This is a genomic window from Streptomyces sp. NPDC127097, from assembly GCF_042724075.1.
Lineage (GTDB): Bacteria > Actinomycetota > Actinomycetes > Streptomycetales > Streptomycetaceae > Streptomyces.
Window position 1 is genome coordinate 36,718 of record NZ_JBHXFI010000063.1, and the last position, 6,418, is coordinate 43,135.

At 71.6% G+C, this 6,418-nt stretch carries 7 protein-coding genes; 5 read left to right on the top strand and 2 right to left on the bottom strand.

The annotated features are described in order from the left end of the window. The first annotated feature begins 21 nt into the window (after window positions 1-21). The 3 genes from efeB to ACFWJW_RS32300 all read left to right on the top strand — a co-directional run bounded on the left by efeB (window position 22) and on the right by ACFWJW_RS32300 (window position 3,267). Window positions 22-1,350, top strand: a complete 1,329-nt coding sequence (efeB, locus tag ACFWJW_RS32290; protein WP_387247794.1) for an iron uptake transporter deferrochelatase/peroxidase subunit — start codon at window positions 22-24, stop codon at window positions 1,348-1,350. Between the two features lie 65 nt (window positions 1,351-1,415). Further along, window positions 1,416-2,408, top strand: coding sequence for an iron uptake transporter permease EfeU (efeU, locus tag ACFWJW_RS32295; protein WP_387247797.1), 993 nt, complete (start codon window positions 1,416-1,418; stop codon window positions 2,406-2,408). Beyond that, window positions 2,395-3,267, top strand: a complete 873-nt coding sequence (locus ACFWJW_RS32300; protein WP_387247800.1) for a hypothetical protein — start codon at window positions 2,395-2,397, stop codon at window positions 3,265-3,267. The genes efeU and ACFWJW_RS32300 overlap by 14 nt, the downstream gene beginning before the upstream one ends. 107 nt (window positions 3,268-3,374) lie before the next feature. Here ACFWJW_RS32300 and ACFWJW_RS32305 read toward each other — a convergent pair whose 3' ends face one another. Then, window positions 3,375-4,121, bottom strand: a complete 747-nt coding sequence (locus tag ACFWJW_RS32305) for a bifunctional DNA primase/polymerase (protein ID WP_042154160.1) — start codon at window positions 4,119-4,121, stop codon at window positions 3,375-3,377. A 162-nt stretch (window positions 4,122-4,283) separates the two neighbouring features. After that, window positions 4,284-4,883 carry a TetR/AcrR family transcriptional regulator gene (locus tag ACFWJW_RS32310; protein WP_387247802.1) on the bottom strand — a complete coding sequence of 200 codons (600 nt, stop codon included), beginning with the start codon at window positions 4,881-4,883 and terminating at the stop codon, window positions 4,284-4,286. Between the two features lie 120 nt (window positions 4,884-5,003). Between ACFWJW_RS32310 and ACFWJW_RS32315 the strand changes: the two genes are divergently transcribed. Then, window positions 5,004-5,174: a DUF6243 family protein gene (locus ACFWJW_RS32315; RefSeq protein WP_387247804.1), complete on the top strand. Its 171-nt coding sequence runs from the start codon at window positions 5,004-5,006 to the stop codon at window positions 5,172-5,174. A 175-nt stretch (window positions 5,175-5,349) separates the two neighbouring features. Further along, the gene (ddaH, locus tag ACFWJW_RS32320; RefSeq protein WP_387247806.1) at window positions 5,350-6,195 is read left to right on the top strand and encodes a dimethylargininase; all 846 of its coding nucleotides are present in this window, start codon (window positions 5,350-5,352) and stop codon (window positions 6,193-6,195) included. Window positions 6,196-6,418: the final 223 nt, after the last annotated feature.

Below are 6,418 nucleotides of genomic sequence, written 5' to 3' on the forward strand. Positions count from 1 at the left end.
GCCGCCAGGCAAGGGGAGACGATGACGCACGACGACGACACGTCCACCGGGAACTCCGCCACCGAGGGCGGCGAGGCCGCGCAGACCACCGAAGGGCGGGCGCCCTCCCGGCGTTCGCTGCTCGGCTGGGGCGGCGCGGGCCTGGCCCTCGGTGCGGTCGCGGCCGGCGGTACCGCGGCGGCGCTGCGCACCGGCGGCGACGCCCAGCCGGCCGGCGCGGACGCGACCGCGGGCTCCGCGATCGCCTTCCACGGCAGCCACCAGGCCGGTATCGCCTCCGCCGTCCAGGACCGGCTGCACTTCGCCGCGTTCGACGTCACGACCGACGACCGCGACGAGCTGATCGCGCTGCTCAAGGAGTGGACGAAGGCGGCGGCGCGGATGACGGCGGGGGACGCGGTCGGCGACGGCGCGGTCGGCGGACTGGCGGAGGCGCCGCCGGACGACACCGGCGAGGCGCTCGGCCTGCCGCCGTCCCGGCTCACCCTCACTTTCGGCATCGGCCCGACGCTGTTCGAGAAGGACGGCAAGGACCGCTTCGGCATCAAGGCCCGGCGGCCCGAGGCGCTGATCGAGCTGCCGCAGTTCCCCGGTGACAACCTCGACAAGGCGCGCAGCGGCGGCGATCTGTGCGTCCAGGCGTGTGCGGACGACCCGCAGGTCGCGGTGCACGCGATCCGCAACCTGGCCCGTATCGGCTTCGGCAAGGTCGCGATCCGCTGGTCGCAGCTGGGCTTCGGCAAGACGTCCTCCACGACGCCGGACGCCCAGACCCCGCGCAACATGTTCGGCTTCAAGGACGGCACCCACAACCTCGCGGGCACCGACTCCGCCGCGCTGGACAAGCATGTGTGGGTCGCGGACGGCGACGCGAAGGGCAAGGAGAGCTGGATGGCCGGCGGCTCCTACCTCGTCGCCCGCCGGATCCGGATGCACATCGAGACCTGGGACCGCACCTCGCTCCAGGAGCAGGAGGACATCTTCGGCCGGAACAAGGGCGAGGGCGCACCGGTCGGCAAGAAGAACGAGCGGGACACCCCGCATCTGAAGTCGATGCTGCCGACCGCGCATGTCCGCCTGGCGCATCCGGACTCCAACGGCGGGGTGCGGATCCTGCGCCGCGGCTACTCCTTCACCGACGGGACGGACGGGCTGGGCCGGCTGGACGCGGGGCTGTTCTTCCTCGCCTACCAGCGGGACGTCCGCCAGGGCTTCGTCCCGCTCCAGAAGCGGCTGGCGGCCAACGACGCACTCAACGAATACATCCAGCACGTGGGTTCCGCGGTCTTCGCGGTGCCGCCGGGCGTCCGGAACGCGGACGACTGGTGGGGCCGGGCGCTGTTCGCCTGATCCACCGTGCCACCGTCGGCGGCGGAGACCGTCGCCGACTCCATGAAGGAAGGGAAGGAACCGACGTGTTCGGCAACTACCTGATCGGTCTGCGCGAGGGCCTGGAAGCCAGCCTCGTGGTCTGCATTCTCATCGCCTACCTGGTCAAGACCGGGAGGCGGGAGGCGCTGCGCCCGGTCTGGCTCGGTATCGCGCTCGCCGTGGTGCTGTCGTTCGCGTTCGGTGCGGCGCTCCAGTTCGGTTCGCAGACGCTGACCTTCGAGGCCCAGGAAGCGCTCGGCGGTTCGCTGTCGGTCATCGCGGTGGGCCTGGTGACGTGGATGGTCTTCTGGATGCGGCGCACCGCGCGGCATCTGAAGCAGGAGCTGCACGGCAAGCTGGACGCGGCGCTCCAGATGGGCACCGTGGCGCTGGTGGTCACCGCGTTCCTGTCGGTGGGCCGCGAGGGCCTGGAGACCGCGCTGTTCATCTGGACCGCCGCGCAGTCCGCGAACGACGGCGTACGGCCGCTGGTCGGGGCGCTGCTGGGGCTGCTGACGGCGGTGCTGCTGGGCTGGCTGTTCTACCGCGGCGCGGTGCGGATCAACCTGGCGAAGTTCTTCACCTGGACCGGCGGCATGCTGGTGGTGGTCGCGGCGGGCGTGCTGGCGTACGGCTTCCACGATCTCCAGGAGGCGGACATCCTGCCGGGGCTGGCCACCCGGGCGTTCGACATCAGCGCCCAGGTCCCGGCCGACAGCTGGTACGGGACGCTGCTGAAGGGCGTCTTCAACTTCCAGCCGGACCCGACGGTCCTTCAGGTCACGGTGTGGGCTCTGTATCTGATCCCCACCCTCGCCTTCTTCCTCGCCCCCGGTAGGGTTGCGCCGAATCGTGCCACCCCGGCGGCCGCCCCGTCCGCCCCGGTCGCCCCGAAGGAGCCCGAGCCCCATGACACGCAGGTCGCCGTTCCGGGTGCCCGTAACACTGACGTCGGCAGCGGCGGCGCTGGTGATACTGAGCGGGTGCATGACGGTGCACGGCGAGAGGGAGATGCTGCCGGCGGTGTCGAAGGCTGAGGGCGCCAAGGCCCTCACCCGCTTCACCGACAGCTTCAACCAGACCTACCGGGAGCTGGACCCGAAGCGGAACCCCTCCTTCGAGGCGGGCGCGCTGCTGGCGATCGACCAGGCCGGGATAAAGGCGGCGCACGCCCTCCGGCCGCAGGGCAATCCGCAATTCCCCGCGCTGGAGCTGACGGAGCCGCGCTTCACGGTCCCCAAGCAGGCGGGCTGGCCGAAGTACTTCATCGCGGACGCGCTCAGCAACCGCAAGGACGCCAAGGGCCACCCCACCCGCTGGTTCCTGGTGTTCAGCCGCAACGGCATCGACGAGAAGTGGCGCGCGGTGTACTTCGCGCAGTTCCCGGGCAACAAGGCGCCGGAGCTGAAGACGAAGGACGGCTACGCCGAGGCGGTGCCGGCCGGCTCCGGCTCCGGTCTGACGGTGGCTCCCGGCAAGCTGAGCCGGGCCTACGCGGACTATCTCAACACCGGTGAGGGCAGCGTGTTCGCGCCCGGTCCGCAGACCGACGGCTGGCGGGAACGGCGTGCCAAGGACGCCCGTCAGGTCGGTTCGCGCATCCAGTGGCAGGACTCCCCCTCGGGCCATCCGCCGGTGGCGCTGCGGACCACGGACGGCGGGGCGCTGGTGTTCTTCTCGACCGTCTACCACCAGCAGCAGACGATGTTCGCCGGGGCGACGATCCGGGTGCCGGCGAATCTGCGGGGCCTGGTGGTGGGTCCGGAGAAGAAGACCAACCGGATGAACTTCACCACCGTCTCCTCCCAGGCGGTCACGGTGCCGGCCAAGGGCTCCGGCGACAAGGTCGTCGTCCTGAACCGGCGGGAGGGCAAGACGTCGGTGGAGCCGCAGTAGCGGTAGAGCGCACGCGGCCGGACCGCGGAGACGCCGAAGGGCCGCCGGGGTGATCCCGGCGGCCCTTCGGCGTGTGAAGGGGGTGCGCGGACGGGGCGCGGGCCCGGTCAGCGGCCGATCGGCCAGGCGTGGGCCTCGTGGTGGTGCGGTTCGCGGTCGTTGAACTCCGCGCAGGCGTCGGTGAGCGACTCCAGCAGCGTCAGCGGGTCGGGCAGCGGGAGTTCGGGGCCGCGCAGCCAGGTCACCGCGGGCTGGTCGCCGGGCAGGGTGGAGGGCGGCAGCAGCACATAGCTGCCGCGGCAGTGCCAGCGCAGCCCCGGATGCTCGTCCATGGTCTCGGGGTGGCAGTCCAGCTCGCAGGGCCACCACTCGTCCTCGTCGTCCGGGGTGCCGCGGGTGGCGGTGAAGAAGAGCATCCGGCCGTCGCCGAAGCCGGCGCCGCTGAGGGTGATCGGGCCGACGTCGATACCCGCCGCGTCCAGCCGCCCCAGGGCGCTGCGGCCCGCCTCGACGGGGACGTCCAGTACGTCATGGGTGATGCCGGTGGCGGTGATGAAGTTGGCCTGCGGGAGGGTGCGGACCCAGGCGGCGACCTTGTCGCGGTCGGTGGTGGCGACGGTCTGCCAGCCGAAGGAGACGGGGTGCCGGCCGGGAGTCGGACAGCCGATGCGTTCACAGGAACAGCCGTAGCCGGACGGATGCGCCGCCGGGGCCACCGGGAATCCCGCGTCGGCCGCCGCCAGCAGCAGGTCCTCGCGGCTGCGCGCAGCCGCTGATCCCGTGTCCGTATCGCCGCCGTCCGATCCGCTCTTCGGCCGGCGCAGCCACTGGGAGAACCTGCTCTTGCGTTCCATCTATCCCCTCACTTCGAGCGGTGGTCTGGGATCAATGCTGCCACCATCCTGCTCCTCGGGTGACCGGTGTGCGGATCCGGGGTGAACGAAGGGCGGGCGAATACCGGCAATTCGGGTCAACGGCGGCACACCGGCGCCGCCGGAGCCCGGCCGGCCGTCCGCTCAGTCGCGCGGCCGCAGTCCCCGCAGCACCTGGTCGACGAGGGTGTCGACGTACTCGTGGGTCAGTTCGCCGGTGCGCATCAGCCAGCGCTGTGAGAAGGGACTCAGCAGCATCTCGACGGCGATCCGCAGATCGAGGTCGGCGGCGAGCTCTCCGGTTTCCTGGGCCGCCCGCAGCCGGTCCATGTAGAGCCGGGTGCCGGGCTCCATCAGCCGGGCGACGAAGGTGCGGGAGAGCTCCTCGTCGTTCGCGCCGGCCGCCGCGAGGGCCCGGTAGGGAGCCTGGAACGCCGGGTCGTTGAATTCGTCGGCGGTGATCCGCAGCACGGTTTTGAGGTCCGCGGCCAGATCGCCGGTGTCGGGCAGGCCCTTCGCGTCGTACTCGTCGACCCCGGCGGTGAACGCGTCGAGCAGCACGGCGGCCTTGGAGGGCCACCAACGGTAGATCGTCTGCTTGCCGACCCCGGCCCGGGAGGCGATGCCTTCGATCGTGAGCTTGTCGTAGCCGACCTCGCCGACGAGCACGAGGGCGGCATCGAAGATCGCGCGGCGGGAGCGTTCGCTGCGGCGGGAGGAGTCGGGGGTCGATGTGTTCGCCATGCCGCGGAGTCTAACCGGGAGGAGGCGAGACGTATCGTCTTGACGAGACGGTACGTCTCGTGCATAGTGAAGGTCGAGCGAGACGGTTCGTCTCGTCAGGTCAGGAGGAAGGGGAATCCCATGAGCAAGGGAAATGCCGGCGGGATGCTCGGCGTCGGGGGGACCCGGAACAAGCTCTCGCGGGGCGCCCTGCGTGGCGGCGGCTCCGGCCACGGCGGCCGGGGGAAGGCCGAACAGGACCGGCGCCAGGAGCTGCTGCGCAAGTTCCAGGAGCGGGCCCGCAAGGGGTGACCGGCGCGGTACGGGGGTGCCCCCGGCCGGCGGGTCGCCCGGCGACCGGGGGCTGCGCCGCGGGCCACCCGAACGGTGTACGGCCCACGGCACGAGGGCTCCGCACGGTGGACGATTTGGGAGCGCGTACGGGATTCCGTACCCGACCCGAGTGCCCCACCGTGAGGAGTCCTCCTTGCGTATCTCCCGGCGCAGCGCCACCCCCCGCCGCTATCTGATGTGCCCGCCCACGTACTTCCGGGTCAGCTACTCCATCAACCCCTGGATGAACCCCGGCAAACCCGTGGATCTCGCGCTGGCCCACACCCAGTGGGAGGACCTGCGCGACCGCTACCGCGCGCTCGGCCACACCGTCGAGGAGCTGCCGCCGCACCCCGCCTTCCCCGACATGGTCTTCACCGCCAACGGCGCCACCGTGGTGGACGGCCGGGTGCTCGGTGCCCGGTTCGCCTTCGCCGAGCGGCACGGCGAGGCCGCGGTGCACGCCGAGTGGTACCGCGGTCACGGGTTCCCCGCGGTGCGGGAGCCGCGGAACGTCAACGAGGGCGAGGGCGACTTCGTGGTCACCGCGTGCTTGCTGCTGGCCGGCCGCGGGTTCCGCAGCAGCCCGCTGTCCCACGCGGAGGCCCAGGAGTACTTCGCCCGCCCGGTGATCGGCCTCGATCTCGTCGATCCGCGCTACTACCACCTCGATACGGCGCTGTGCGTGCTCGACCCCGGCAGCGGGGAGCCGGGCGGCCGGGCGGAGGTCATGTACTACCCCGGCGCGTTCTCCGCCGGGAGCCGGGCGGTGCTGGCGCGGCTGTTCCCCGACGCGCTGATCGCCGGCCCGGCCGATGCGGCGGCGTTCGGGCTGAACGCGGTGTCCGACGGGCGGCATGTGCTGCTGCCCCAGGCGGCGGTGGGGCTCTTCGCACCGCTGCGGGAGCGGGGGTACGAGCCGATCGGGATGGATCTGACGGAGTTGTTGAAGGGGGGTGGGAGTGTGAAGTGTGTTTCGGCGGAGCTGCGCTTGGGGTGACTTCCCGCGCTTTTGGCTTTCCCGCCGTGGTGGGTTTCGCCTTGGGCGGGGCTTGCCGCGTTTTCGGCTTTCCCGCCGTTTCGCCTTGGGCGGGGCTTCCCGCGTTTTCGGCTTTCCCGCCGTGGTGGGTTTTCGCCTTCGGCGGGGTGGGGTGTGGGCCACGGCCCCGGTGAGTGGGGGTGCGGTGCCGGGGGCTCCGGGGTGTGTTGTCGGACTGCTTCGC